This window comes from Paenibacillus sp. XP01 (genome assembly GCF_057364885.1).
In genome coordinates this window covers 4,644,141-4,669,573 of the sequence record NZ_CP139481.1, presented here as the reverse complement: position 1 = coordinate 4,669,573, position 25,433 = coordinate 4,644,141, and the positions used below count along the sequence as shown (strand labels likewise).

The window sequence follows — 25,433 nt, the reverse complement described above, 5'->3', positions numbered from 1 at the left end:
GACGGCAGCGTTGCTCTAGCAGCGTTAAGCCAAATATTGCGGCTTTTCGTATAAAGCTTCTTTTTCCAGAATGACCTTGTAAGGCCGTTCTTTGCCCTTGAGGGAAGGGCCTATGGTCGTAAGCGGTACGGCTGGCTTGTGGAAGCGATCCTTATCCTTTTCCTTGGGTTCCGGAACCGGCCGTGATGAATCGTGCGCAGAACTGAGGCGTACTTTTTTTTCGCTGCCCCAGCGTTTGCTTATTTTTTTCATTTCCGGTTTCATTCCGGTTCGCCTCCTAATAAATCGTTGATGGCGTTGAACAGCTGACGGTTCTGTATGTCCATTTGCTGAAAAACGGCCTCGTCTGCTTCCGTATGCCCAATGATATGCACCGTAATTACATACCTCTTGGCTACAGGATAGCATAGCAAATATTCTTTCTCAAGGTAATCGTCAAACAGATTGATCTTGATTTTATTTTCTTTATAACAATCAATAACCAAAATTCGCTTCGGATCATCAGGCGGTTTGTCGTCGTTGGCCGTCAAATCGTATCTTCTGCCCGGTTCTCCAACATTTCCGCACAATTGTTCGATATACCCCTGATCGTCCTTGCGGTAGATCGCCGTGCCGCGTACGGCAAAAGGGGGATGGGAGACAAAAGCGGTGCGGAGTGCATCGCTCATGCGTTCCAGCATGGCCGGATCGGGCCTGCGGGAACGCAGCAATTCCCTGAAGAAGCGCAGCAGCTTAAGCAGCTGGATCCGGGCTTCGCTCTCGGTTTGTTTCAATTCGGCCAAACGCTTCTCCAGTTCGGGATCGCTCCAGCGTCCTTGCTCCTCGATGCTGTCGGCGATTTTCGAGCAGGCGACGGACACGGCCGGAGCCCACTTGCCGTCGGAGCGGATTTCGTACGTTAACGGGTTCAATCCCAGAAGGTCGGTAGGCATCCGCAGACCCTCGACCTTCGTATCGTCCTTGCTGTCCGTAATATGTTCGGGAAGAATGAAAAAAATACGTTTGCGGCCTAACCGGCCCATGAACAAGCCCATTTCCAGCATCGTATTGTCACGGACGGAAGCATAATATTTGCCGCGTATTTTGGATATGTCATCCGGATGAAAAATAAAAATGGCAAAATCCGTTGTGCGGACCTCGGCTTCCAAATCGTCCATGGTATAGCTGCTGGGCTGGAATACCCCGGAAAACCAGGGAGTGACTTCGGCAGAGAAACGCAAATTTTCGTGCACGGCGGCTGCAACCGGCTTCGCTTCCAGCGAGCAGCCAATAAATACTCTTGGCTTGAACGTTTTCATGGATACGCCTCGCTTAAACGGTATTGGAGTGAATTGTTACATTATACCATAAATAGTTAGGAAAGGCTGGTAATATTTGGCGAGGCGCCGGTTTTCGTTTGTTACAGTGTATGTGGAGACGCGAAAGGATTCCAGTGAATTTTGCCTAAAATAAAAAAATGCCCCAATTTGCAGCGGTTAGGTGACTGGACAGTTCTAGAAGCCGGTTCATGTCATAGAATGAAGGAGCAAGATGAACCATTAGCAAGATTGTCTTGCATTGGCTCAAGGATTCGGCTTCTTAGGCAGAACAGAGTGGAATAAGGCTGTTTTTTGCGAGGAAGTCTGTTTAGACCAAGCTTCGCTGGTGTTATATAATTAAATAACAAGCTAGTTAGCGGTGGGAAAATGAACAGAACGTCTAGACGGTTCACTTCACGAACTCAGCCCGTTAACAACAAACTGGCAGAAAGGATCAGGATACCATGAGCTCCCGAAGGATAAGCTCCCCAAGGATGATCTGGAAACGTTACGATCTATCTTACACTTAGCTCCTCTGCAGGGTAAATCACCGTCGTCAAACGGCTGACTCTGCGAAAGAGGGGATTGGAATGAATAGTCGAAGGATGAACACGATGTTTCCTTCCAGACTTGCCTTTTGCAGGGTACGGTCGGTTTACACCAACCTATACCAACTGCGAGGGATTCTGAATGAAGAGAACATCGTTGCAACACATCAGGGCAGAAGCGGGGAAATTGCTCCTCATGCTGCTCGGAACCTTTATTTTGGCGTTTGCTTATTATCACATTAATTTTCAAAACGAATTATCGGAAGGCGGCTTTGTCGGTCTGGCATTGCTTGCTAAATACGCAACCGGATTATCGCCTGCGGTGGGCATACTGCTGCTCGATATACCCGTCATGATTCTGGCCTGGTTCATCAAAGGCTGGAAATTCATGATTCAAGCGCTGATAGGCGCGGCTGCGTTTTCCCTGTTCTACGACGGATTCGAACGTTATTCCACATTGGTTATTTCATTTAACGGCAATCTGTGGATTCCCGCAATTCTATCCGGATTGCTGACGGGAATCGGTGCAGGAATCGTGCTTCGCTTTGGCGGAGCCACGGGTGGAGACGACATTCTGGCCGTGCTGGTCAGCCGCTGGAAAGGCTGGAAGCTCGGTACGGTATTTTTTGTCAGCGACGCCGTCGTGCTGTTGCTCTCGCTTTTCTTCCTGCCGGTCAAAGAAACGCTTTTCACGATTCTGGCCGTATGGATTGCCAGCAAAGTCATCACTTTCGTAGTTACTGTTCGTACGCCTCAAACGGTCACGACTTCGGCGGTCAAACGACCTGTGCCATCCGCACCCAAAGCGGTTGCCGGCGCGTCGGCCCCGCGTCCTACGATAGCAAGAGGTGTCACGCATTAATTTATATTGGATGATTCGCAAACCATGCGAAAATCACAAAGTCCTTTTGCTCGCCGGTCTGGCAGCGAAAGGACTTTTTTGGTTCAAAGACGAGCGAACCGAACCATCGGTCATGCACGGAAGGATGCAGCAATCTGGCCGTCCCGGTTATGGATAATCGCCCGAATGTTTTGTTTGCCGCTCATTTCGCGTGCGGCCTTCAGCGCTTCGTTTTTGGTGCGGTACGTGGAAAGGGGCTGCGCCTTTCCTTCCTTTTTGATGGACCAGCCGTCATCGTCGTTCGGAACGACATGAATGTTGGCATGGTTCTTGGAAGAAGAGACGGGCTCGGAATGGCCTTGTCCGGAAGAGGCACGGGAGTTTCCTGAAGGATGGCCGTGCCTGTCCGAATCGGAGGCAGAATGTTCATCCGCTGGATGATTCGCGTCCCATTCCTCCGCTTTTGCCGTAGCGATGGCGATGGAGCGGCCTTCGTCATATCCTTCATCCAGCAGGGCGTTGGCAATCTCGATGGCTTTATGCCTCACGCGCGGTTTCAAATTTTTCATCGATACAGGGTAATCCCGTTTGTTCCAAGGCATATCGTTTCCTCCTCTGCAATAGCGGTTAGTGATATATTACCCTGCATGGGGAGCGATAAACGATGACTTCCTGCCACTACGCCGGGGAGCATGACGTTGGGGAGCCCGAGGTTTCGAGAAAGCTGCAGCCCGGGGCTTCAATCAGGTGGTCCAACTTCAAGGGATATGTCGATAATGGGTAAATTGGGGATGATATACAATGGGAGTCATGAGGCGTATAATGCAGAGATGAGTTTATGTACATAAAAAGCAAGACAAAGGAGAAGGACAGCATTGATAATAACGATGAGTCTTTTGATTCCAATGATGTTTACGATGGTCATTCATGCAGCTGACAGCCTGTCTTATGCTTTGCGTCTCGGAGGGCTGAGAACGCGGCGCATTGCGCTCGCGCTGTCGTTGTCAGGCATATTGCTGCTCGTCTCCCGCACGTCCAATATGGCGCAAGGCCCTATGGTCGGCAGGTTGGTCGACAATGCGACCAGCGGGGGCCATCTCCCCTTTTCGAGCCAATTGCACTGGCTGATGGCAGCGGCCAGCGTCGGCACGCTCATCGCGATCCTCTGTTTTCCGACGATGGTGAAGCTGGCGTCCCGCTTGGTCGTGCATTTCGAAGCGGCCGGCTCCATTCCGGCGATGGGGCGTCGCTTGCTCAGTCGGGATAAGATCAGAAACGCCATGCATTACGTTACTCCCCCCTCTTGGACGATGGCCAAGCGGCTGGTGCAGCACGGCATGCCGAGAAGGCTGATGGCGTTGAATGCAGCCGTAACCGCCATTTATACGACCGGGGTGCTTTCGAGCCTGTATGCGGCCTATTTGTATCCCGACCGGGCTGTTGCGGCATCGCAGTCCACGGGGCTGATCAACGGCATGGCCACCATATTGCTGACGATTCTGATCGATCCGCGCATTTCATTGCTCAGCGACAAATCGCTGCGCGGGGAGATCCGTCTGGACCGCATGAATCAAATTTACGGCTGCATGCTCGTATCGAGATTGTTCGGAACCCTGTTGGCGCAGCTGCTGCTGATTCCCTTTGCTTACTGGATCGGATGGGTTGTCAGCCTGATGGGGTAAGGCAAAGGGGCGGAAAGTATGGATTGGAGTGAATCCTTTCGTTCCGGCCGCATACACGACGAGCCGCAATAAATATGGCACCGGCTGGAGCCGGGGCGTGTCGATTCCCGATAAAAAGAGCATGGACCCTTGGGGCCCATGCTCTTGATCTATGGACGGTGATGCGGAAACCAATCCGAACCGTCCCATACGGCTCTTATTTGAACAGGATGGCGTACTCGCCGTATCCTTCCTTGACCAGGTCTTCTTTCGGCACGAAACGCAGCGCAGCGGAATTAATGCAGTAACGCAGTCCGTTTTCGCCAGGACCGTCATTAAATACGTGACCCAAATGGGAATCTCCCTCGCGGCTTCGCACTTCGGTACGAATCATGAAATGGCTGAGATCCGTTTTTTCCTTGATGCTGTATTCGCGGAGAGGACGCGTGAAGCTAGGCCAGCCGCAACCGGCATCGTACTTGTCTTTCGAGCTGAACAGCGGTTCCCCGGAGACGATATCCACATAAATGCCCTCGCCGTGATGGTCCCAAAATTCGTTTTCGAACGGGCGCTCGGTGGCGTTGTTTTGGGTGACCTCGTATTGCAGCGGCGTGAGCCGTTCCTTCAGGTCGCTTTTGTCGAGTTTGCCCGACCAGTTGCGTTCGATGAAGTCCTCACGTCCGGAACCCTTGCTGTACCGTTTGTAGTGGCCCGGGTTTTTGCGGTGGTACCCTTGATGGTACTCCTCTGCAGGATAGAACGTTTGGGCAGGCAGAATCGGCGTGAAAATCGGTTTGTCGAAGCGTCCGCTCTGCTCTAGCGCGGCCTTGGAGGCTTCCGCGATCTCGCGCTGCTCCTCGGTGTGGTAAAAAATGGCCGTTTGATACGAAGAACCGCGATCATGGAACTGTCCGCCCGCATCGGTAGGATCAATCTGCTGCCAGAACAGCTCGACCAGCTTGCTATATGGGAAGATGGCCGGGTCAAACGTAATTTGAACGGCCTCCACATGTCCTGTCGTCTCGGAGCAGACCTCTTCATACGTCGGATTCTCGGTGTGCCCCCCGGTATAACCGGATACAACTCCCTGGATACCTGGCAGCTCCTCGAACGGGGATACCATGCACCAGAAGCACCCGCCTGCAAACGTTGCTTTTTCGCTTGTATGTTGTTCCATGTATGATTCACTCCATTTCTTGAAGAACGATATGTTTGCTGCATCATTATTATAATATCAGAAGCTGTCAACTACCAAATGCCGAGAACCAAATATTACAAAGAAAACTTCTGCCTAAAGCACGGAGCCCAGAGCCGGTTAACGTTTGCTTCGCGAACGGAGCCTGAACCCGAATAACACCAGGGCCATGAGCGTCAGATAAGCGGCCAAGATGAGCAGGCTGAGCCAGATGGAACTTCCCGCTTGCGCTCCGGCAAAAGCAAAGACAACGATGGCCGGGATTTTGCCGATCGCCGTTGCCAGCATAAACGTCCAGACCGGGGTGTACGTCATGCCTGCATAAATATTGACGGCCACCTGGGGCACGATCGGCAGCAGACGCAGCGTCATCACGCCCATGAACGGGTGTTGTTCCATCCATGCGGTGAACCGGCTCAACCCGCGAATGCGCTCCAGATAGGCTCGCGCCTGGCTCCGGAACACGGTTCTCGCTCCCGCATAGATGAGCAGCGCAGCCAGCGAAGTACCGATCCAGCTGACCCAGGCGGCCGTTGTGGCGCCATATCCGTAACCCAGGGCAACGATGACGAATTTGTACGGAATGACGGGAACCAGCGCAAACAGCATGGCAATGAGGATGAGCAGCGGGATGGACTGGTGGGCCTCCGTCCAGGCGAGCACTTCATATCTGTAAATAAACGTGGCTCCTGCGAGCAAAACATAAAGCAGAATCCATAACCATTTTCGCAAAATCCAAAAAGCTCCTTTCAACAACCCGCCAAATAAGGGAATTGCCTGAACGTTGATTTCTCGTTCAAGTGTACCACGTTCGATCACGATCGAGATAGAGCAGGAGACCGCGCAAGCGGAGGCTTTCCGAATCGAATTCTCGATATGGATACGCCTGCTCGCCAACCGTCCGTAAAGCTTGCGCGAAAGCTGGCATGTTGCTGCAGGAAGCGTTACACTATAGGGCGTGGATACGAAGAACTCATCTGAAGGTGGAATGATCATGACGGAAACAACGAAACGCACCCGTGCCGCCATCGTCGGTCTGGGGGGCATTGCGCGCAAGGTCTACCTGCCGCTGCTGTCCGCCCATCCGAACGTGGAGCTTGTGGGCGCGATGAACCGCTCCCCGGGGCCGGCCGACGCTGCAAAGCAGCTGTACAGGCTGGAGCAGGGGACGACCGATATAAAGGAACTGTTATCTTGGGATTTGGATGCGGTGTTCATACACACGGCAACCGAAGCGCATTTTGAGCTCGTCATGCAATGCTTGGAACGCGGCTTGTCCGTATACGTGGACAAACCGTTGTCTTATCTGCTGCGGGAATCGGAGGAGATGACGGCTTTTGCCGAAGCACAGGGACTGCTGCTCGCGGTGGGATTCAACCGCAGGTTTGCGCCGATGTACCAAAAGGCGAAGGAATGGATGCAGGCGGGAAAGGGCTTTGAGTCTTTGACGGTGACGAAGCACCGGACAAGCATTCAAGATCGTCCGGCTGCGGAAACGGTCTATGACGACCTGATCCATATTCTCGATCTGATGATGTGGTACTCGGGTCATGATACGGAATTGGTTCAGCATTGGTTGCGCACGAACGACGCCGGCAGATTGCTGCATGCCGCCGGATCAGCCCGATTGGGACGTCATGCGATTGGCCGGTTCGATATGGTGCGTGAAGCAGGGGCTGATTTGGAGAAACTGGAGCTGCATGGCGGCGGCAGGTCCGTCGAAGTCGTCAATATGGAGAAGGCCGTGTATACGGAGCGCGGTGCTCTGGAGCAGCGTGAAACGTTTGGCAGCTGGGATGATATTTTGAAACGCAGAGGGTTTGCCGGGGCCGTGAACGATTTCCTGCAGTGTTTGGAAACGCCGGACGAATGCATCATTAGTGCGACCCATGTGATGGATAGTCATGAGTTGGCCGAGCAATTGCTCCGCAAATAAGCAAGAACGAAGAACCAAGGGAAAGTGGAGGTTGTCTGCACGATGGAATCGAAGGAACGCAGCAAACAAATCGAAGAAGCGGTGATCGAAAGTTACAAGCAGGAAGAGGAAATGATGATCCTTGTGTTCGCGCAATGGTGCGTTAACCAGGGAGTTGATCCGGAGGAGCTGTATCGGCAGGCCTACCCGAACCAACAGGGCAACGAGCGGCTGCAGCAAGTGCTGAAGCTGGTCGTGCCTAAGGAGGAAGCCGGCGACATTCCGGACGAGACGGTGCTCGGCGTGCTTTCCATGTTTGGCAACGATGATCTGGCCATGGTTGTGGCCGAAACGATCTCTGCGCGAAAGTGAGAAAGCAGGTCGTTGTGCAAGTATGACAGGCTAACGAAGCGGAGTTTCTTATGAAGGAGATCCATTTTCCCCATAAAGAGCCCGCGGCTCGTTAGCCGTTTTTTTTAAACGTTGCGTTTCCGCAGTGCCCGATCGGGGGCTTCCCGCCTGGTGGTTACATTTGTTCCCGGTGGATGGCCCGAAATTCTCTGGGCGACATGCCGAAGCGGGAGCGAAACACGCGATGGAAATACGTATAATTGTTGAAACCCGAGGATTCGGCGACATGCTCGAGCGTCATCGGGCTGAAAATGATGCGTTCCCGCGCCATGTTCAGCCGTACATCGAGCGCGTACTGCATGATGCTTTTGCCGAACACTTCCTTAAACAAATGAACTCCGCGCGAAACGCTGATCCCGACATGGGAAGCGATATCTTCAAGTTTGAACAGGGAGGAAGCGTTCTCCTCGATGTAGCTCTTGATCTCGTAAGCCACATAATTGGTTTTGGCCATGGTGGGGTGCTCTGAGAGCAGCCTGTCTACTTCGAGGCACAGAATGCGCATATAATAGCTGGAAATTTCGGGATAAGGGTTGGAGATTCGGCGCTGTTCCAGAACCAACTGGCGAAACAGCGTCAGCAGGCTCTCGGTCAATTCGACCTTGATGCGGTTGGGCCGCTTGTGGTGATGCCACCAATCGTCCACCCATGGTCCGTTGAAAAAAATGTGATAGTCGCCGCTCTCCACCAGACGTTCTCCGAGCGGATTCAGCTCTGCATCGATTTTGAGTTCGTAAGGCTCGTCCGGACTGAATAAAAGCAGATCACCCACATCCACCAGGGACAACGATCCGTCCACACGGGCACGGCAGCGGCCATCGGTTTGAAGGCGAAGCAAATAGTTTTTAACTCCTTCAGGCATGATGGAGTTGTAAGGTTTACGGTGAAACGAAAAGCCCGCTGTAAGAACCTGACAAGCGTGATCGGATTGCATTGGCACTCTCCTTGCAACTTGAAAATTATGACCAGATAGTTCATGTTTCGATCATATTATTCATTTTAATCGAAGGTGAAACGGAATACCATAGAGGAAGTTGTTAGCAAGATTTTCAGCACAGCTACTCAACGTGCAAGGAGATGACCTCATAGTGGAGAAAATGAAAGCAGGCATCATCGGGTGCGGCAACATAAGCGCCATTTATCTCGAAAACCTGAAGAACAGCCCAGTCATTGAAGTGGTCGCCGTAGCGGATCTGATCCGCGAACGCGCGCAGGAACGGGCAGATGAATTTAATATCGCAAACGTTTACAATGTAGATGAACTGCTGCAAAACGAAGACATCGAGCTTGTGCTGAACCTGACCATTCCGGGCAGCCATGCCATGACCGATCTGGCTGCGCTGGAGGCCGGCAAACATGTGTATGCCGAAAAGCCGCTCGCCATTTCGCTCGAGGACGGACGCAAGGTCATTGAACTGGCGGAACAAAAAGGACTGTATGTCGGCTCTGCGCCGGATACGTTCCTTGGTTCGGGCATCCAGACGGCCCGCCGGGCCATCGAGGACGGCTTGATCGGCAAACCCGTTGCCGCAACGGCATTTTTCATGGGCGGCGGACCGGAAGCATGGCATCCGAATCCGGAATTTTTCTACACCGTCGGCGGCGGACCGATGTTTGATATGGGGCCATACTATTTGACCGCCCTGATTAAACTTCTTGGACCGATTCGCCGGATCAGCGCTTCTGCGGGCATCCAGATCGCGGATCGCAAAATTGGTTCGGGGCCGAAGGAAGGCACTTCGCTGCAAGTCGAAACGCCGACTCATCTTTCAGGCACGATCGATTTTGAGCAGGGCGCCATCGCCACGATGATTGCCAGCTTCGATATTCGGGGCGGATCGGATCTGCCGCGGATCGAAATCTACGGTACCGAAGGCGTGCTGAGCGTGCCGGACCCGAACTTTTTCAACGGGGACGTGAAGCTGCGCAGACCGGGACAGGATGAATGGGAGGTGCTGCCTCCGGCATTCGAAAGCGGGCACAACGAACGCGGCATCGGCGTCACGGAGATGGTGGAATCGATACGGGCCGGAAGAGAGCATCAGGCAAGCGGCAAGCTCGCTTATCATGTATTGGAGGCCATGCATGCGTTCCAGCGCTCTTCGTTGGAAGGCAAACACATTGCGCTTGAGAGCACCTATGCGTAAGCAGATTTTATTTGAACTACATCCGGACTCCGTTGCCGCCATTCATGCAGCCGTGCTTTGAATTTTTGGCTTTCAGGATAGAATGAGGCCTGATTTTCCACAATAAGTACAATGCAAAGGGCATAACGGCGGAACCGGGATTCGGACCAGCAAGCATTCATACCATTTATTTAACTTATAATCCAGGGAGGAATCTCAAATGAAACTTGGCGTATTTTTGGTACTGTTCGGTGGACGCAAACTGGAGGACGCACTTGATTACGTAGCTGCAAAAGGGCTGAAAGCCGTGGAAATCGGCACCGGAGGATATCCGGGCAATGCGCACTGCAACCCGGCTGAGCTTCTCGAAAACGAGACAGCGCTCAAAAACTTCAAAAACGCGGTGGAATCCCGCGGTTTGATCATCAGCGCGCTCAGCGTACACGGCAATCCGCTTCATCCGCAAAAGGATATCGCCAAATCGTTCCATGACGATTTTGTCAAAACGGTGGAACTGGCACAAAAGCTCGAAGTGCCTGTCGTTAACACATTTTCCGGTTGCCCTGGGGACCATGAGGACGCCAAATACCCGAACTGGCCTGTAGCGCCATGGCCGAACGACTATCAGGAAATTTTGAAATGGCAGTGGGAAAACAAAGTCATTCCTTACTGGACGGAGTGGGGCAAATTCGCCGCGGACCGCAGCGTAAAAATCGGTCTGGAGCTGCATGGTGGCTTCTCGGTGCATACACCGGCAACTTTGCTGAGACTCCGCGAAGCAGCGGGCGAAGTCATCGGCGCCAACCTGGATCCGAGCCACATGTGGTGGCAAGGCATCGATCCGGTGCAAGCGATTCATATTCTTGGACGCGAAGGAGCTATCCACCATTTCCACGCGAAAGATACAACGATCGATCCGGTGAATGTGAACAAATACGGATTGACCGATATGCAGGATTACACGAACATGCTTGATCGGGCATGGCAGTTCCGTTCTGTAGGTTACGGCCACGACAACAAAACTTGGGCCGACATCATCAGTGCCCTGCGTCTGGTCGGATATGATTATGTCGTTAGCATCGAACATGAAGACGGACTGATGTCTGTCGAAGAAGGCTTCTCCAAAGCCGTGCAAAATCTCCAGCAAGTGCTGATCGAAGAGCCGCTGGGGGAAATGTGGTGGGTGTAGGGCCATTTTAGGGGGAAATTAAAGCATGATCAACGTCACCATTTGGAATGAGTATGTCCATGAGAAGATTCATGATGAAGTGAGGGAGGTGTATCCCGACGGACTGCATCGGGCACTGGCTGACGGTCTGGGCGGCGAAGGTTTTGCCATCCGGACAGCGACGCTGGATCAGCCGGACCATGGTCTGAGCAGCGAGGTGCTGGATACGACAGACGTGCTGGTATGGTGGGGACATATGGCACATGATCGCGTTAGTGACGAGATTACGCACAAGGTGGTTCAGCGGGTTTTGAACGGGATGGGGCTGATCGTGCTGCATTCCGGCCATTTCTCCAAACCGTTCAAGGCGCTTATGGGCACCAGCTGTGATCTGAAGTGGCGCGTGGCGAACGAACAGGAAATCATTTGGTGCGTCAATCCTTCGCACCCGATTGCGGAGGGCGTTCAAGGAAAAATCGTATTGGAGCATGAAGAAATGTATGGCGAATATTTCGATATTCCGGTACCGGATGAACTTGTATTCGTCAGCAATTTCCAAGGCGGAGAAGTGTTCCGCAGCGGGTGTACGTTCAAACGCGGCGAGGGCAAAATCTTTTATTTCCGCCCAGGCCACGAAACGTATCCGACGTATTACCAGCCTGACGTGCTGAAAGTCATCGGCAATGCGATCAAATGGGCGTATCCATCTCGCAACGTGAAGCCTGAATACGGGAACAGCGCACCTGTCAGACCGTTTGGCGGCGTAGTTGTCTGACTTTAACAGACAACAATATAACTATATAAACCGCAAAAACATCTACACGTTAACAGAGAGGCAGAACCAATCTGGAGAAGCGAAGTGTTCGCGTTTATCACCGGATTTTCCCTTTGGAAAAGGGAATCAAAAAAATCTGGGGATAATAGCGATCGGAAGATGGTACTGACTCGAAGTGCCCTAGTGTGATTGATTAATTCGGTTTATATAAACAGCATAGTCACACTAAGAACCCTTCTCCGAGTCAGAACGACTATGGCGGCAGGGTTCTTTTTGGAATCGTTTATGGTAAAAAGTGTTAGCAGAAAATTCCCCATGGCCCCCGGGAACGCGGTGAGGTATACTGGTATAGCTGCATTTGGACGTTCTTTGCTTAACTTTTTGCACGCAGACGTTTTAAATGTGACGCAAATGTGTTATTATTATATATACTAACGAAATGTAAGTTGTAATGATTCATTAAGGGGTGATTAATGTGGAAGGCCAAGATCTGCGGATGTGTCCGCGTTTTGAAACGGCGTTTTCGTTTTTGGGCAAGCGCTGGAACGGTTTGATCATTCAAACGTTGATGAGTGGCTCCAAGCGATTCAAGGACATTTCCACTCTGATTCCATCCATGAGTGACAAGATGTTGTCGGAACGCATGAAGGATCTGGAGAGTGAAGGTATTTTGATCCGTCACGTTTATCCTGAAACGCCGGTTCGGATTGAATACGAGCTGACGGAGAAAGGGAAAGCGCTGCAGCCGGTCATGAATCAAATTCAGGAATGGGCTGAGCAGTGGGTCGATTAATCGAATATTCGGTGTTGGACTCCATGAAGCGGTCCCATGGCACAAAAAATCCCGATTTCCACAAGAAATTGGGATTTTTTGTTTCGCGCCTTTTGCACATCTGCCTGAGAGTTGTAGTATAATGGGATGATCAACGTTCACAGTCGTATCTCCGAAAGTCGTTTCGTTTCCAAAAATGGCCGCACGCGGCCGGAGCGAGGAGGCCACTTGTCATGAGAGAAGAACGCTTATCCCGTGAAGTACGCTACGGCGAGCAGGACATTGCTGAACTTGAGAACGCATCCATTCAGGTACATCTCATTTACAAAAAAGCAGCATCGTTGTTTCAAACGGACGGACGGACGCATGCTGCATCCGATCGGAAGACGGTTGACGGCAAGATACAGGGCCCTCGTCCGGCCGTGCTGCAAAAGTGGATCCGGACGTCATCCGGCTGGAAGTGCATTGGCTGCGAGGTGAGAATAGGGCAGCTTCCGCTGCAGGGCGCGTGGTTCCCGAATACGATGGCCAAGATGCCTGACGGTCGAACGATTCGGAAAGAACTGCTCATTCAGGCCATTGTCTGGTCGCAATACGAAGAGATCAGAATGCTTGAGCCTTGGCTTGGCCAAGACACCTTTTATACGCCACAGGAAATGGACATTATCGCAAAATACGTCGTTCCGACGTATTTTTCCGAACGGCCGTTACATGAGCAAGGCAAGCTGTACAAGGTCCATCGCAGCCCCGGATCCTCCATTCCGTTATATCAGGAATATGTGAAAGCTCCCTTGTTGTGCGTGCACGTCGACGGGGAACTGCTTGAAGGGCAGCTGTTGACGGAAGTCACCGTTGCGGAGGAACAAGTTTTCGGGCTTAATCCTTACGTGAAAAACGGGGATGGAGGTCGAACGTACATGCAGGCCAACATTCAATAGTCAAACATGCAACGGTTCTTTTAAGAACCGTCATATGATCCAAATTGAGCCTGCTTGCAGGCTCTTTGTGTTTCCCGGAAATGAAAAGTAACGGCTTTGACACTTTTTTCGGTTAAAATCTGTGCCATAATAATGGTTATGGACAACAGACAAATGATTTTACGCAGGGTGGTGTTACCTACATGAACTACAAATTCCCGGGACTAATTGGGTTTTGCCTGCTGTTACTGGCCATATTGGCAGGATGTACGGAACCCCAGCCTTCCGAGCAGCCTGTCGTCAAAGACGCCGATTCGGCGAATACGATTACGGTTGCAGTGGATGGCAGCACGTTCCTGCCGGATGCAACCAAATCGATCAAAAGGGATTTCAGCGAAGGAATGACGCTTAAAAAAGCGCTTTTGAACAGCGGACTTGTCGATTTCACGGCGGACGGCAAACGAATCCAATCGGTTGGAGAAGTATCGCTGGATGCCTCGCTGAGCTGGGCCGTAAAACTGAATGGAGAGGACGTCGACCCCGAGCATTGGGATATGGAGCTGCATGCCAAGGACGAAGTGGTCATCTATGTCAAAGCCGCCGACAGCTCTAATGAGGGGGTTGCTTATCAGACAACCCTGCTCAAGGTGAGCGGCGGTAACATTCTGCCATCGCTCAATCGGCAGTATGCAGGCGTATACGTGCCGGAATGCACGGTGCGCGATGTGTTGAAATCCAGCGGCGTGGTTCGATTGTCGGAAAACAACAAATACGTCTTGTCCGTGGAAAACGTTAGCCCGCGCATGAATCAACGCTGGGTGATTATGGTCAATGACAAAGAATTGATGGACAACGGCCTGGACATGAAATTGAATCCGCGTGATGCAGTTAAACTGGAATTGACGGCATCCTGATGGACAAGCCGTGCAGATAGAAGCCCAATTCTCCTAGCGGGAGGATTGGGCTTTTTGGGGGTTAGATCCGGCAAATTTCCCGTGGGCACAATTCGCAATGGCAGATGCCTTGCAGCATTTGCAGATCCTTGATGACGATCATGCCGTTTTCATATTCGATGGCGTCTTTTTTGCGCAGGTCGCTAAGCATGCGGTTCACGCTCTCGCGAGTGGCACCGATCATGTTGGACAGGTCGGTGTGGGTAATTTTTTTATGAATGATGACATGTTCGCCGTGAGGCTCCCCGTACGAATTGGACAAACGGATTAACGTGGAGCATAGGGCACCCGGTTTACCATACAACATGAGGTCACGGAATTTGGTTTGGGTCAACCGGTGATGGATACCCATCCATTTCATGAAATCAATTGCAAAATCGCAATGCTGACAAATTAGCATCTCCAAATCTTTGTGCTCCAGGACGCCGATTTCGCTGTCTTCCAGCACTTCGGCCGAGAAGGAATGACGGGAACCAAAGAACGGATCGGCCTGGCCGATCATATCCCCGGCTTGGTACATATACATGATAAGCTCTTTGCCTTCATCCGTAGATTTGGTGATCTGGGCGCGTCCCCGTTTCAGATAGTACAATTTGTCGGAGACATCGCCTTCCCAATACAGGTGGGTACCTTCGGGATAGGTGCGTTCTTTCATCGTTACGAGCAGATGGTTGAAGTTCACTTCCGAGAAACAGCTTGTATTTCCGCGCTCTTCCAGTACACTCAATGGTTCTCTCATAAGTCTATCTCCCCTTTGTATCCGCCGGCGTTCTTTCATGTAGGTGAATGAGCTGCCGTGGTTCGCCGCAAGCCGCCGTCCTGATCAGGTGAATTCGGCCGGTGAGGGACGGTACAAATTGCGGTGGTTCAATTTTTAAGTTCAGTATATACCTAATGCAGGGGCTGGGAAGGAGGCAAAAATGGCAATATTTCAAACATTGTGATTAAATTCACTTTTCTAAGGAAAGGATGATGATGACAGAATAGCATTTTAAATATGAAGAGCTGTAAGGGGAGTGGAGCGATGCTCCAAAACATAAATTAAATTTGTTATACTTTGTGAAAAAAATCACATACCGACCGAATTCGCCATGGTACGATGTGATCGTAAGCAGAGAGACAAACAATACGAACCTTTAGGAGGATGAGGGAGATGGCTGTAAAGAACGAAGTCGCCCCAGTAAAAGAACCGACAGCAGGCCAGTATATCCAAACGTTGATTGACAAAGCAAACAAGGCACACGCAGCGTTCATGTCCATGGATCAGGAGCAGATCGACCGAATCGTGCAGGCCATGGCACTCGCAGGACTCGACAAACACATGATGCTTGCCAAAATGGCCGTCGAAGAAACAGGTCGAGGCGTGTATGAGGATAAAATCACTAAAAACATTTTTGCCACGGAATATATTTATCACAGCATTAAATACGACAAAACGGTAGGCGTGATCGAAGACAACGAATTCGACAGCTTCCAGAAAATTGCCGAACCGGTGGGCATCATTATGGGGATCACACCGGTTACGAATCCAACGTCCACCACGATGTTCAAAGCGCTGATCTCCATCAAAACGCGCAACCCGATCATCTTTGGATTCCATCCGTCCGCACAAAACTGCAGCCGTGAAGCTGCCAAAATCCTGCTTGAAGCAGCCGTGAAGCATGGTGCTCCGGCCGATTGCATCCAATGGATCGACGATCCTTCCATGGATCGGACCAATGCCCTGATGAATCACCCTGACGTAGCGCTTATTCTGGCCACAGGCGGATCAGGCATGGTACGGGCCGCATACAGCTGTGGTAAACCGGCACTGGGTGTCGGACCAGGTAACGTTCCTTGCTTCATTGAGAAAAGCGCGGACATCAACCAGGCGGTGACCGACCTGATTCTGTCCAAATCGTTCGACAACGGCATGATCTGCGCATCCGAGCAAGCCGTCATCATCGAAGAAGCGATTTTCGACCAGGTGAAAAAGAAAATGATCGCCAGCGGCTGTTACTTTGTGAACAAAGAAGAGCTGGCAAAGTTGACGCCAGGCGTGATCAATGTCGATAAATGTGCGGTCAATCCGGCGATCGTAGGCCAATCCGCCGCCAAAATCGCCGAACTGTGCGGCATTGACGTTCCGGCAGGCACCAAAATCCTCGTTGCCGAAATCGAAGGCGTAGGCACGAAATACCCGCTGTCGGCCGAAAAACTGAGCCCGGTGCTGGCTTGCTACAAAGTGAAAAACGCAGCCGAAGGCATTGAGCGCGCAGCGGAAGTGGTTGCTTTTGGCGGCATGGGCCACTCCTCGGTGATCCATTCGAACAATGAAGATGTCATCACCAAATTTGCGGATCGTTTGCAAACAGGCCGGATTCTGGTCAACTCGCCATCCACGCATGGGGCGATCGGCGATATTTACAATACGAACATTCCGTCCCTGACGCTGGGCTGCGGCTCGTATGGACGCAACTCGACGTCGTCGAACGTATCTGCCGTCAACTTAATCAACGTGAAAAGGGTGGCTCGCCGTACCGTGAATATGCAATGGTTCAAAGTGCCGAACAAAGTCTATTTCGAAAAAGGCGCAACGCAATATCTCGCCAAAATGCCGGACATCACCCGCGTTGCCATCATTACGGACCCTGTGATGGTGAAGCTTGGTTATGTCGAAAAAGTAGAGCATTACCTGCGTCAGCGCCAGACTCCGGTTGCGATCGAAGTGTTCTCCGAAGTCGAACCCGATCCATCGACAACGACGGTTGATCGCGGAACCGAGATGATGAATCGCTTCCAGCCGGACTGCATCATCGCCCTCGGCGGCGGTTCGCCGATGGATGCCGCGAAAGCGATGTGGCTGTTCTACGAATACCCGGATACCGACTTCAACAACCTGAAGCAAAAATTTATGGACATCCGCAAACGGATCTATAAATATCCGCGCTTGGGCATCAAAGCGAAATTCGTAGCCATTCCGACGACATCCGGTACAGGATCGGAGGTTACCTCGTTCGCGGTCATTACGGACAAAGAGAAAGGCAATACGAAATATCCGCTGGCTGATTACGAATTGACGCCTGACGTGGCTATCGTGGATCCGGAGTTTGTGTACAGCTTGCCGAGAACCGCAGTGGCGGATACGGGCATGGACGTTCTGACCCATGCGATCGAAGCTTATGTGTCGGTCATGGCGAACGATTATACGGACGGTTTGGCGATCAAAGCGATCCAACTGGTGTTCCAATACCTGGAGCAATCGGCTTTGCAAGGCGACAAACTCGCCCGCGAAAAAATGCATAATGCATCGACGATCGCAGGCATGGCTTTCGCGAATGCGTTCTTGGGCATCAACCACAGCCTTGCGCATAAATGGGGCGGTCAGTACCACACCGCGCATGGACGCACCAATGCGATCCTGATGCCGCACGTCATTCGCTACAATGCGAAAAAACCGAGCAAATTCGCTTCGTTCCCGAAATATTCGCATTTCGTTGCCGATGAGCGTTATGCCGAGATTGCCCGCATCCTCGGGCTGCCGGCCCGCACGACTGAAGAAGGCGTCAACAGCCTGATCAACGCCATCCGCAAGCTGAACAAAACGCTGGGCATCGAGGAATCGTTCCAGGAACTCGGATTCGATCCGAAAGATTTCGAATCGCGCGTAGACTATCTGGCCGACCGTGCGTTCGAGGACCAATGTACAACGGCCAATCCGAAGATGCCACTGGTTACCGAACTAGCCGATGTATACCGCAACGCCTTCTATGGACGGTTTGAATAAACAATAGTGCAGCATAGCAAACCATTCGTTTGAGGTTAAGGCAATAGGAGCAGGGTTCCCCGAAATGGGGAGCCCCGATTGCCGTCTTTCTGTTCAACGGAATCCTTGCGGTATCAGTTGAATTCAACAATTTACACGACAACGGAGGGACAGAAATAACCTGAAAAAGCGAAGCGTTCGCCTTTATCCCGGGAGTGTAACCTTTGAAAAATGGATCAAAAAAACGCGGGGGATAACAGTGATCGGAAGGTAGTTCTGTCATCGGAGTGGGCAAGTGTTAATGTTCTTTGTTCAGTTGATAAAATTCAATCGGGAGATATGGAGTGGATTGCGATCGGAAGTTGTTCTACTCTCGCAGTGGCTAATGTGAATTAATGTAATTCACTATGATTCAGCAATGGTGGAGTGAAGAAGCTCACTGACTTTGTGATAAAAATCACAGAGTGTGAAACAACGTAAACGTATAATGAAAACAGAAAGAAAACAATCAATTCCGCGGTTCCGGGTTCCTATAAGAGAGAGTATCGATCCGGCATATGTGAAAATCTTCACATTATATCGCGGTTCTGGACACGGATGCGACGTGCGAGACAACCTGTCCCGTGTCCGGAAATCCAAATTACGGAGGGATTAACGATGTCGGTGATTGAAAAAGATGTCAAAGTGCAAACAGGCTGGAGAAACTTTGTCAAAGGTACTTGGAACAGATCCGTAGACGTAAACGATTTTCTGGTGCACAACCTGACGCCGTATTACGGGGACGAAGAGTTCCTTGCAGGCGCAACCCAAAATACGAAGGACCTGTGGGAAATCGTTTCCGATTTGACGAAAAAGGAACGCGAGAACGGCGGCGTCCTGGACGTGGACGTGAATACGCCTTCCACGATCGTGTCCCATCAGCCGGGTTATCTGGATAAAGAGAAAGAACAGATCGTCGGCGTTCAGACCGATGCTCCGTTCAAACGTTCGATTCAGCCGTTCGGCGGCATTCGCATGATGATTGATGCATGTCAGGCTTACGGTTTCGAGATGCCTCAAGAAGTCATTGACATATTCACGAACATTCGCAAAACGCATAACCAAGGCGTGTTCGATGCCTATACATCCGAAATGCGCGCAGCGCGCAAAGCGGGGATCATTACCGGTCTTCCGGATGCATACGGCCGCGGCCGCATCATCGGCGACTATCGTCGAGTGGCCTTGTACGGTGTAGACTTCCTGATCCGGGACAAAAAATCACAGCTGAATTCGCTGGAAGTGGACGCCATGGACGAAGATGTCATTCGTCTGCGCGAAGAGATCTCCGAACAGATTCGTGCGCTGCAAGAACTGAAGCAGTTGGGCGAAATGCACGGCTTCGATATCTCCTTGCCGGCCACCAACGCCAAAGAAGCTTTCCAATGGCTGTACTTCGGCTACCTGGCTGCCATCAAGGAACAAAACGGTGCGGCAATGTCTCTCGGACGGGTATCCTCTTTCCTGGACATTTACATCGAGCGCGACCTGCAGGAAGGCGTGCTGACCGAAGAACAGGCGCAAGAGCTGGTCGATCATTTCGTCATGAAACTGCGCATCGTGAAATTTCTGCGCACGCCGGATTACAACGAGTTGTTCAGCGGCGACCCGACCTGGGTTACCGAATCCATCGGCGGAATGTCCGTTAACGGCGAAACCCGCGTAACCAAAAACAGCTTCCGTTTCCTGCACACGCTCTATAACTTGGGCCCTGCACCAGAACCAAATTTGACGGTTCTTTGGTCCGTGAAGCTGCCGGAAGCGTTCAAGGAATATTGCACTAAAGTTTCGATCGAAACGAGCTCGATCCAATATGAAAACGACGATTTGATGCGCCCGATCTATGGCGACGATTACGGCATTGCCTGCTGCGTATCCGCGATGAAGATCGGCAAACAAATGCAGTTCTTCGGCGCCCGCGCCAACTTGGCCAAAGCGCTGCTGTATGCGATCAACGGTGGACGCGACGAAAAATCGGGCGCGCAGGTCGGACCGGAATATCCGGCGATCACCACCGAGGTGCTCGATTACAACGAAGTGCTGAAACGCTTCAAACCGATGATGGAATGGCTGGCCAAACTGTACATGAACACGCTGAACGTCATTCACTACATGCACGACAAATACAGCTATGAACGCATCGAAATGGCATTGCACGACCGTGACATCCTGCGTACGATGGCTTGCGGCATCGCCGGATTGTCGGTAGCCGCCGATTCCCTGAGCGCGATCAAATACGCCAAAGTCAAACCGATCCGCAACGAGCAAGGCATCGCGGTCGACTTCGAAATCGAAGGCGAATTCCCTTGCTACGGCAACAACGATGATCGTGTAGACAGCATTGCGGTTGAACTGGTCGAGTCCTTCATGGGCATGATCCGGAAACACAAAGCTTATCGCAACGCACTGCCTACCCAATCCGTGCTGACCATTACGTCGAACGTGGTATATGGCAAGAAAACAGGCACAACGCCAGATGGACGCAAAGCGGGCGAACCGTTTGCTCCGGGAGCCAACCCTATGCACGGACGCGACAAAAAAGGCGCCCTTGCTTCCCTTGGCTCCGTAGCCAAATTGCCTTACGAGCACAGCCTTGATGGTATCTCCAACACATTCTCCATCGTGCCTAAAGCACTGGGTAAAGAGAGCGATATCCGCAAATCCAACCTTGTCGCCATGATGGACGGATATTTCAGCCAAGGCGCTCATCATCTGAACGTCAACGTGTTTGACCGTCAACAGCTGATCGATGCGATGGAGCATCCGGAAAACTATCCGCAGCTGACCGTTCGGGTATCGGGTTATGCCGTCAACTTCATCAAGCTGACTCGCGAACAACAGCTCGACGTCATTAACCGTACGTTCCACGGTTCGATGTAATAGAGAAGAAACAACATAAACGCACAGCGGATGCGGAAAAGAAAGGAAGAGGCAGCATGGTTAACGGACATATTCATTCACTCGAAACTTTCGGGACGGTTGACGGCCCAGGCATCCGCTTCGTGCTATTTATGCAAGGATGTCATCTGAAATGCCAGTATTGCCACAACCCGGATACATGGGCGCTTGATGGGGGCCGGGATATGAGCGTGGAAGAAGTTCTTGCGGAAATCGAGCCCTACTTGACCTATTATCGCAGTTCCGGTGGCGGACTTACGGTGTCGGGAGGTGAACCGACGCTGCAGGCTCATTTTGTGGCCCAAGTTTTCAAAGAAGTGAAGCGGCGTTGGGGACTGCATACCACCTTGGACAGCAACGGCTACAATGAACCGGATCGCATTCTTGACTTGTTGGACCATACCGATCTGGTCATGCTGGACCTGAAGCATATCGATGATGAAAAGCATATCCAGCTTACCGGGAAATCCAATGAGAGAACGCTTCGTATGGCCCGCTGGTTATCCGATCATGATCGGAAAATGTGGATTCGCCACGTATACGTGCCCGGCATTCATAATGATGAGCAGGATTTGCTTAATCTGGGCCGATATATCGGCACGTTGAACGGGGTAGAGAAGTTTGAGATTTTGCCCTATCACCAGATGGGCATCTACAAATGGCAGGCGCTGGGTAAGGTGTACCCGCTCGATGGCGTGCCTTCACCAACCGAAGAAGAGGTGGAACGGGCGTATCGCCTGATTGAACAGGGCCGGAAGGAAACGGCTGGCACACTTGCTGGGGCGAAATGATCCAGATCCATGGGTCTGCTAGAAATCAACAAACGTATATATGGATCCGCTATTCAGGCAGTCTTTGCGACCGATGTCGCCGAGACTGTTTTTTGTTGCATTTTACAGGAGGAACACGAAGAGGCTTGTTCAGTGAAGGATTTTATCCCCTCATTGATGAATTGTCATCCTTACGATGGAAGCTCCGGCTTTTTATAATCAGAGTGTAAAACCAAAAGCGCAAAATGCCGAGGAGGGTCAACGACGATGAAAAAAAGAATGATCATGCTGCTCTCACTGCTGCTTGTCACTTCCTGGACGCTGGCTGCATGTTCGGGCTCAGGGAACGAAAATCCGCAGGGAGCCTCAGGTTCGGCCCCGGAAACGAGCAAGGAACCGGTGGAAATGCTGCTGCGTCACACCCAAGTAGGAGCGGATAAACAGAAACGGCTGGCCATTCTGCAGGACGTCGTCGACAAGGTGGAGAGCGAGGTGCCTAATCTGACCTTTACGCTGGACGGGGTCGAATCCGATGTGAACCGGAAGGAAAAGCTTCGCGGAGAGATGGCTGCCGGCAATCCGCCGGATATATTCGAACTGTTCGGCAGTCCGGATTCGAAGGTGTATGCCAAGGAAGGCATGCTGCTGGATCTCACGCCGATTTTGCAAGAGCTGGGCATCCAGGATCAGTTTACATCCCTTGAACCGTTCACGTATGAAGGCAAAGTATACGGACTGCCGATCGGGGGTTCGGGAGAAGGCTTTTTCTACAACAAAGAATATTTCGCACAAAAGGGCTGGCAAGCACCGACCACCATGGCCGAACTCGATAACATGCTGGCCGAGATCAAAGCGGATGGCAAAGTGCCGCTTGCATCTGCTTCCAAGGCGGGCTGGGTCCCGCTGATGTTAACGAACCATCTGTGGTCCCGTTACGCCGGGCCCGAGATTACCGCGAAGTTTGCAACAGGTGAATCCAAGTGGACCGACCCGGGCGTGGTTCAAGGCTTTGCGAAGCATAAGGAATGGGTCGATAAGGGTTATTTCAAAAAAGGCGAGCTCGGCTTCGAATACGCAGAGTACACGACTCAATTTACAAGTGGCGAAGCGATACTGATGTATGACGGAACATGGAAATCATCCGTATTCAAGGAAGGACAGAGCGGGGAATCGCTCATCGGCAAAGTTGGATTTTTTAATATGCCGCCGGTAGAGAACGGAGTAGGGGACCAGACCTCACTCATGCGTGACGTCAATAATGGCTATGGTTTCTCGGCAGCCGTAGCGGAAGATCCTCAGAAGCTGGAGGCGGTAAAAGCGTTTATCAAAAACTTCTACAATGAAGACATGCAGGTGCGCGGACTTGTGGAAGATGGGGTGCTGCCTGCCATGAAGCTGGATGAGAAGGTGTTAACAGACAGCATTACCGATGAACTGATGAAAGAAATCGTTGCTGTCCTGAATGCATCCAAAACGTCATTTCCGGCATTCGACGCGCTGGTTCAGGCGGATGTAACCACCGAGATCAGCAACCTGCAGATTCAAAAACTGATCGGCGGGCAGACCACGCCGGAGAAGATGGCGGAGGAGCTGCAGCAAGTTCAGGAGGAAGCGAACGCATCCGTGGAATAACGGATACAGCTGGACCATCGCTGCAACTGAAGTTACTGAAGGAGGCTGAACATGAATACTTCACTCCGCAGCCCGCTGATCTATGCGCTGTTTGTATTGCCGGCATTGATTCTGTTTGTAATGTTTTTTCTGTATCCGATCGGCAGCTCCCTGTACTATAGCTTGACCAGCTGGAACGGCGTTTCGACAGACCCACGCTTTGTGGGTTTGTCGAATTACGCCAAGGCGTTGTCTGATGAGCGGTTTTGGATTTCCACGCGGAACAACGGCTTTTTTATCGGGTTTTCCGTATTGATCCAGGTCCCGTTGATTGTATTATTCTCACTGCTTATTGCCAACGTCAAACGATTCAAGGGGTTATACAAAACGGCTGTTTTTTTACCTTCCATTATGTCAACGGCGGTCATCGGCATTTTGTGGGGATTTATCTATGAGCCCAACATCGGGTTGTTGAACCAACTGCTGAATACGTTTGGCATTCCGCCGGTGTATTGGCTCTCGGATAATCGCTTTGCGATGCTGTCCATCCTGGTAACCAATGCCTGGCAGTGGACCGGATTTTACATCGTCATGGTGCTGGCGGCTATTCTGGCCATTCCCCGTGACCTGGAGGAAGCTGCAGCCATCGATGGTGCAACGGCCGTACAGCGGGCCACCCGAATCACGCTGCCCTTGATCAGGCCCATTATTTCGGTCGTCATCATGCTGTCCATTGCCGGAGCGATGAAGGCGGCAGATATTGTGCTTGTCATGACCAAAGGCGGTCCCGCCGGGTCCACCGAGGTGCTCGCCACGTATATGATCAAATACGCGATCACCAATTTTAAATACGGCTACGGCAATACCGTCGCGGTCCTGATCTTTGCGCTGACACTTGTGCTTACGGCTGTATATCAGCTGTTGGTAGCGAGGCACAACGAAAGGGTGGAGTATTGATGGTGAAGAGTATACGGAGCACCATTCCTCATATGCTGTTGATGCTGTATTTAATCGCCATTCTGTTTCCCTTTTTATTTGTCATCTTCTCTTCATTCAAACAGGATAACAATGAGATCGCACTCCATCCGTTCAGTCTGCCGACCCACTGGGTGTTCAGCAATTACGTGGAAGCCTGGGTCAACGCCAAGATCGGTACGTATTTCTGGAACAGCATGTACATTTCGGTTCTGTCCTCGGCAGGTACCATTATACTGGGGGCCATGTTTGCTTTTGCCGTAACCCGCATGAGACACCGCAAGTGGAGCCTGTTCCTGTACAGTCTCGTTCTGGCTGGCATGCTCATTCCGAATAATGCGCTGATGCTGCCCATTTATTTGCTCGTCCGCAAGCTGGGCATATTGGATACGCATCTGGCCCTGATCGTTCCTTATGTAGCGAATGCGATTCCATTCACGATCATCATACTGGCTGCATTCATGAGATCCCTCCCCGGAGAGATTGAAGAAGCAGCGGTGATGGATGGCTTGAGGGCCCCGGGAATCTTTGCTAAAATAGTGATACCTCTTACGGTTCCAGCCATCGTTACGGTATTTATCGTGAATTTCCTCGGCAACTGGAACGAATTTTTGCTCGCCAATTATTTCCTATCTACAGATAAGCTGCGCACCCTGCCTGTAGGCATGGTCCAGTTTCGTGATCAGTATCAGATGAACTATGCCCAGATGTCCGCAGGAATCGTATACAGCGTTGTGCCTGTTATTGTCATCTACGCCATACTGCAGGAGAAAATTATTGAAGGTGTGACCGCCGGCAGTGTCAAAGGTTGATGGACG

General features: G+C 51.6%; 23 protein-coding genes. 16 read left to right on the top strand and 7 right to left on the bottom strand.

Annotated elements, in window-relative coordinates; translation table 11 throughout:
* Positions 1 to 24 precede the first annotated feature (24 nt).
* Complete coding sequence (locus SNR34_RS21025) at positions 25 to 264, bottom strand: hypothetical protein (RefSeq protein ID WP_236420076.1); 240 nt, start codon at positions 262 to 264, stop codon at positions 25 to 27.
* Positions 261 to 1,298, bottom strand: coding sequence for a nucleotide-binding protein (locus SNR34_RS21020; protein WP_236420074.1), 1,038 nt, complete (start codon positions 1,296 to 1,298; stop codon positions 261 to 263). Before SNR34_RS21020 ends, SNR34_RS21025 begins: the two co-directional genes overlap by 4 nt.
* A gap of 690 nt (positions 1,299 to 1,988) precedes the next feature.
* Here SNR34_RS21020 and SNR34_RS21015 point away from each other — a divergent pair.
* Positions 1,989 to 2,708, top strand: coding sequence for a YitT family protein (locus tag SNR34_RS21015; RefSeq protein ID WP_339273400.1), 720 nt, complete (start codon positions 1,989 to 1,991; stop codon positions 2,706 to 2,708).
* Positions 2,709 to 2,818: 110 nt separating this feature from the next.
* Here SNR34_RS21015 and SNR34_RS21010 read toward each other — a convergent pair whose 3' ends face one another.
* Entirely contained in the window at positions 2,819 to 3,289 is a 471-nt protein-coding gene (locus SNR34_RS21010) for a DUF2188 domain-containing protein (RefSeq protein WP_339273398.1), read from the bottom strand.
* Between the two features lie 273 nt (positions 3,290 to 3,562).
* Here SNR34_RS21010 and SNR34_RS21005 point away from each other — a divergent pair, with 273 nt between their 5' ends.
* Positions 3,563 to 4,369, top strand: a complete 807-nt coding sequence (locus SNR34_RS21005; protein ID WP_236420068.1) for a lipid II flippase Amj family protein — start codon at positions 3,563 to 3,565, stop codon at positions 4,367 to 4,369.
* A 196-nt stretch (positions 4,370 to 4,565) separates the two neighbouring features.
* Here the strand turns inward: SNR34_RS21005 and msrA are convergent, their stop codons facing one another.
* Together msrA and SNR34_RS20995 are read right to left on the bottom strand one after the other, a co-directional pair.
* A complete protein-coding gene (msrA, locus tag SNR34_RS21000) occupies positions 4,566 to 5,525 on the bottom strand; it encodes a peptide-methionine (S)-S-oxide reductase MsrA (protein WP_236420066.1) in 960 nt (319 codons plus the stop codon).
* Between the two features lie 138 nt (positions 5,526 to 5,663).
* Complete coding sequence (locus tag SNR34_RS20995) at positions 5,664 to 6,539, bottom strand: TVP38/TMEM64 family protein (RefSeq protein WP_486180106.1); 876 nt, start codon at positions 6,537 to 6,539, stop codon at positions 5,664 to 5,666.
* Between SNR34_RS20995 and SNR34_RS20990 the strand changes: the two genes are divergently transcribed.
* Both SNR34_RS20990 and SNR34_RS20985 read left to right on the top strand, forming a co-directional pair.
* Positions 6,538 to 7,479 (top strand): Gfo/Idh/MocA family protein, encoded by a 942-nt coding sequence (locus tag SNR34_RS20990; RefSeq protein WP_486180105.1) that lies wholly within the window; start codon positions 6,538 to 6,540, stop codon positions 7,477 to 7,479. The genes SNR34_RS20995 and SNR34_RS20990 overlap by 2 nt on opposite strands.
* Before the next feature lie 42 nt (positions 7,480 to 7,521).
* On the top strand, positions 7,522 to 7,830 hold the full coding sequence (locus tag SNR34_RS20985) for a hypothetical protein (protein WP_236420061.1): 309 nt from the start codon (positions 7,522 to 7,524) through the stop codon (positions 7,828 to 7,830).
* 154 nt (positions 7,831 to 7,984) lie between these two features.
* On the opposite strand, the gene SNR34_RS20980 is transcribed toward SNR34_RS20985, so the two are convergent.
* Positions 7,985 to 8,803: an AraC family transcriptional regulator gene (locus tag SNR34_RS20980; RefSeq protein WP_236420059.1), complete on the bottom strand. Its 819-nt coding sequence runs from the start codon at positions 8,801 to 8,803 to the stop codon at positions 7,985 to 7,987.
* 154 nt (positions 8,804 to 8,957) lie between these two features.
* Between SNR34_RS20980 and SNR34_RS20975 the strand changes: the two genes are divergently transcribed.
* From SNR34_RS20975 to SNR34_RS20950, 6 genes are all read left to right on the top strand, one after another.
* The gene (locus SNR34_RS20975) at positions 8,958 to 10,016 is read left to right on the top strand and encodes a Gfo/Idh/MocA family protein (protein WP_236420057.1); all 1,059 of its coding nucleotides are present in this window, start codon (positions 8,958 to 8,960) and stop codon (positions 10,014 to 10,016) included.
* A 199-nt stretch (positions 10,017 to 10,215) separates the two neighbouring features.
* Complete coding sequence (locus SNR34_RS20970; RefSeq protein WP_339273388.1) at positions 10,216 to 11,184, top strand: sugar phosphate isomerase/epimerase family protein; 969 nt, start codon at positions 10,216 to 10,218, stop codon at positions 11,182 to 11,184.
* Between the two features lie 25 nt (positions 11,185 to 11,209).
* Complete coding sequence (locus SNR34_RS20965) at positions 11,210 to 11,938, top strand: ThuA domain-containing protein (RefSeq protein WP_343261005.1); 729 nt, start codon at positions 11,210 to 11,212, stop codon at positions 11,936 to 11,938.
* A 496-nt stretch (positions 11,939 to 12,434) separates the two neighbouring features.
* Positions 12,435 to 12,731 carry a winged helix-turn-helix transcriptional regulator gene (locus tag SNR34_RS20960; protein ID WP_236420112.1) on the top strand — a complete coding sequence of 99 codons (297 nt, stop codon included), beginning with the start codon at positions 12,435 to 12,437 and terminating at the stop codon, positions 12,729 to 12,731.
* A 212-nt stretch (positions 12,732 to 12,943) separates the two neighbouring features.
* Positions 12,944 to 13,648 (top strand): hypothetical protein, encoded by a 705-nt coding sequence (locus tag SNR34_RS20955; protein WP_236420051.1) that lies wholly within the window; start codon positions 12,944 to 12,946, stop codon positions 13,646 to 13,648.
* 182 nt (positions 13,649 to 13,830) lie between these two features.
* Entirely contained in the window at positions 13,831 to 14,541 is a 711-nt protein-coding gene (locus SNR34_RS20950; RefSeq protein WP_339273384.1) for a hypothetical protein, read from the top strand.
* A gap of 61 nt (positions 14,542 to 14,602) precedes the next feature.
* On the opposite strand, the gene SNR34_RS20945 is transcribed toward SNR34_RS20950, so the two are convergent.
* Positions 14,603 to 15,319, bottom strand: coding sequence for a Crp/Fnr family transcriptional regulator (locus SNR34_RS20945; protein WP_236420047.1), 717 nt, complete (start codon positions 15,317 to 15,319; stop codon positions 14,603 to 14,605).
* Between the two features lie 414 nt (positions 15,320 to 15,733).
* On the opposite strand from SNR34_RS20945, the gene adhE reads away from it, so the two are divergent.
* The 6 genes from adhE (at position 15,734) to SNR34_RS20915 (ending at position 25,427) form a co-directional block, all read left to right on the top strand.
* Positions 15,734 to 18,346 carry a bifunctional acetaldehyde-CoA/alcohol dehydrogenase gene (gene adhE, locus SNR34_RS20940; RefSeq protein ID WP_486180104.1) on the top strand — a complete coding sequence of 871 codons (2,613 nt, stop codon included), beginning with the start codon at positions 15,734 to 15,736 and terminating at the stop codon, positions 18,344 to 18,346.
* Between the two features lie 636 nt (positions 18,347 to 18,982).
* Entirely contained in the window at positions 18,983 to 21,241 is a 2,259-nt protein-coding gene (pflB, locus tag SNR34_RS20935; RefSeq protein ID WP_486180103.1) for a formate C-acetyltransferase, read from the top strand.
* 56 nt (positions 21,242 to 21,297) lie between these two features.
* The gene (gene pflA, locus SNR34_RS20930) at positions 21,298 to 22,050 is read left to right on the top strand and encodes a pyruvate formate-lyase-activating protein (protein WP_236420041.1); all 753 of its coding nucleotides are present in this window, start codon (positions 21,298 to 21,300) and stop codon (positions 22,048 to 22,050) included.
* A gap of 246 nt (positions 22,051 to 22,296) precedes the next feature.
* Positions 22,297 to 23,661, top strand: coding sequence for an ABC transporter substrate-binding protein (locus SNR34_RS20925; protein ID WP_486180102.1), 1,365 nt, complete (start codon positions 22,297 to 22,299; stop codon positions 23,659 to 23,661).
* A 51-nt stretch (positions 23,662 to 23,712) separates the two neighbouring features.
* The gene (locus SNR34_RS20920) at positions 23,713 to 24,597 is read left to right on the top strand and encodes a carbohydrate ABC transporter permease (protein WP_339273374.1); all 885 of its coding nucleotides are present in this window, start codon (positions 23,713 to 23,715) and stop codon (positions 24,595 to 24,597) included.
* Positions 24,597 to 25,427 carry a carbohydrate ABC transporter permease gene (locus SNR34_RS20915; RefSeq protein ID WP_486180101.1) on the top strand — a complete coding sequence of 277 codons (831 nt, stop codon included), beginning with the start codon at positions 24,597 to 24,599 and terminating at the stop codon, positions 25,425 to 25,427. The genes SNR34_RS20920 and SNR34_RS20915 overlap by 1 nt, the downstream gene beginning before the upstream one ends.
* Positions 25,428 to 25,433: the final 6 nt, after the last annotated feature.

Bases quoted from the DNA above. Each gene is read 5' to 3' on its own strand.
- SNR34_RS21025 (WP_236420076.1), bottom strand. From the start codon at position 264: ATGAAACCGGAAATGAAAAAAATAAGCAAACGCTGGGGCAGCGAAAAA.
- SNR34_RS21020 (WP_236420074.1), bottom strand. From the start codon at position 1,298: ATGAAAACGTTCAAGCCAAGAGTATTTATTGGCTGCTCGCTGGAAGCG.
- SNR34_RS21015 (WP_339273400.1), top strand. From the start codon at position 1,989: ATGAAGAGAACATCGTTGCAACACATCAGGGCAGAAGCGGGGAAATTG.
- SNR34_RS21010 (WP_339273398.1), bottom strand. From the start codon at position 3,289: ATGCCTTGGAACAAACGGGATTACCCTGTATCGATGAAAAATTTGAAA.
- msrA (WP_236420066.1), bottom strand. From the start codon at position 5,525: ATGGAACAACATACAAGCGAAAAAGCAACGTTTGCAGGCGGGTGCTTC.
- SNR34_RS20990 (WP_486180105.1), top strand. From the start codon at position 6,538: ATGACGGAAACAACGAAACGCACCCGTGCCGCCATCGTCGGTCTGGGG.
- SNR34_RS20995 (WP_486180106.1), bottom strand. From the start codon at position 6,539: ATGATCATTCCACCTTCAGATGAGTTCTTCGTATCCACGCCCTATAGT.
- SNR34_RS20985 (WP_236420061.1), top strand. From the start codon at position 7,522: ATGGAATCGAAGGAACGCAGCAAACAAATCGAAGAAGCGGTGATCGAA.
- SNR34_RS20980 (WP_236420059.1), bottom strand. From the start codon at position 8,803: ATGCAATCCGATCACGCTTGTCAGGTTCTTACAGCGGGCTTTTCGTTT.
- SNR34_RS20970 (WP_339273388.1), top strand. From the start codon at position 10,216: ATGAAACTTGGCGTATTTTTGGTACTGTTCGGTGGACGCAAACTGGAG.
- SNR34_RS20965 (WP_343261005.1), top strand. From the start codon at position 11,210: ATGATCAACGTCACCATTTGGAATGAGTATGTCCATGAGAAGATTCAT.
- SNR34_RS20960 (WP_236420112.1), top strand. From the start codon at position 12,435: ATGTGTCCGCGTTTTGAAACGGCGTTTTCGTTTTTGGGCAAGCGCTGG.
- SNR34_RS20955 (WP_236420051.1), top strand. From the start codon at position 12,944: ATGAGAGAAGAACGCTTATCCCGTGAAGTACGCTACGGCGAGCAGGAC.
- SNR34_RS20950 (WP_339273384.1), top strand. From the start codon at position 13,831: ATGAACTACAAATTCCCGGGACTAATTGGGTTTTGCCTGCTGTTACTG.
- SNR34_RS20945 (WP_236420047.1), bottom strand. From the start codon at position 15,319: ATGAGAGAACCATTGAGTGTACTGGAAGAGCGCGGAAATACAAGCTGT.
- adhE (WP_486180104.1), top strand. From the start codon at position 15,734: ATGGCTGTAAAGAACGAAGTCGCCCCAGTAAAAGAACCGACAGCAGGC.
- pflB (WP_486180103.1), top strand. From the start codon at position 18,983: ATGTCGGTGATTGAAAAAGATGTCAAAGTGCAAACAGGCTGGAGAAAC.
- pflA (WP_236420041.1), top strand. From the start codon at position 21,298: ATGGTTAACGGACATATTCATTCACTCGAAACTTTCGGGACGGTTGAC.
- SNR34_RS20925 (WP_486180102.1), top strand. From the start codon at position 22,297: ATGAAAAAAAGAATGATCATGCTGCTCTCACTGCTGCTTGTCACTTCC.
- SNR34_RS20920 (WP_339273374.1), top strand. From the start codon at position 23,713: ATGAATACTTCACTCCGCAGCCCGCTGATCTATGCGCTGTTTGTATTG.
- SNR34_RS20915 (WP_486180101.1), top strand. From the start codon at position 24,597: ATGGTGAAGAGTATACGGAGCACCATTCCTCATATGCTGTTGATGCTG.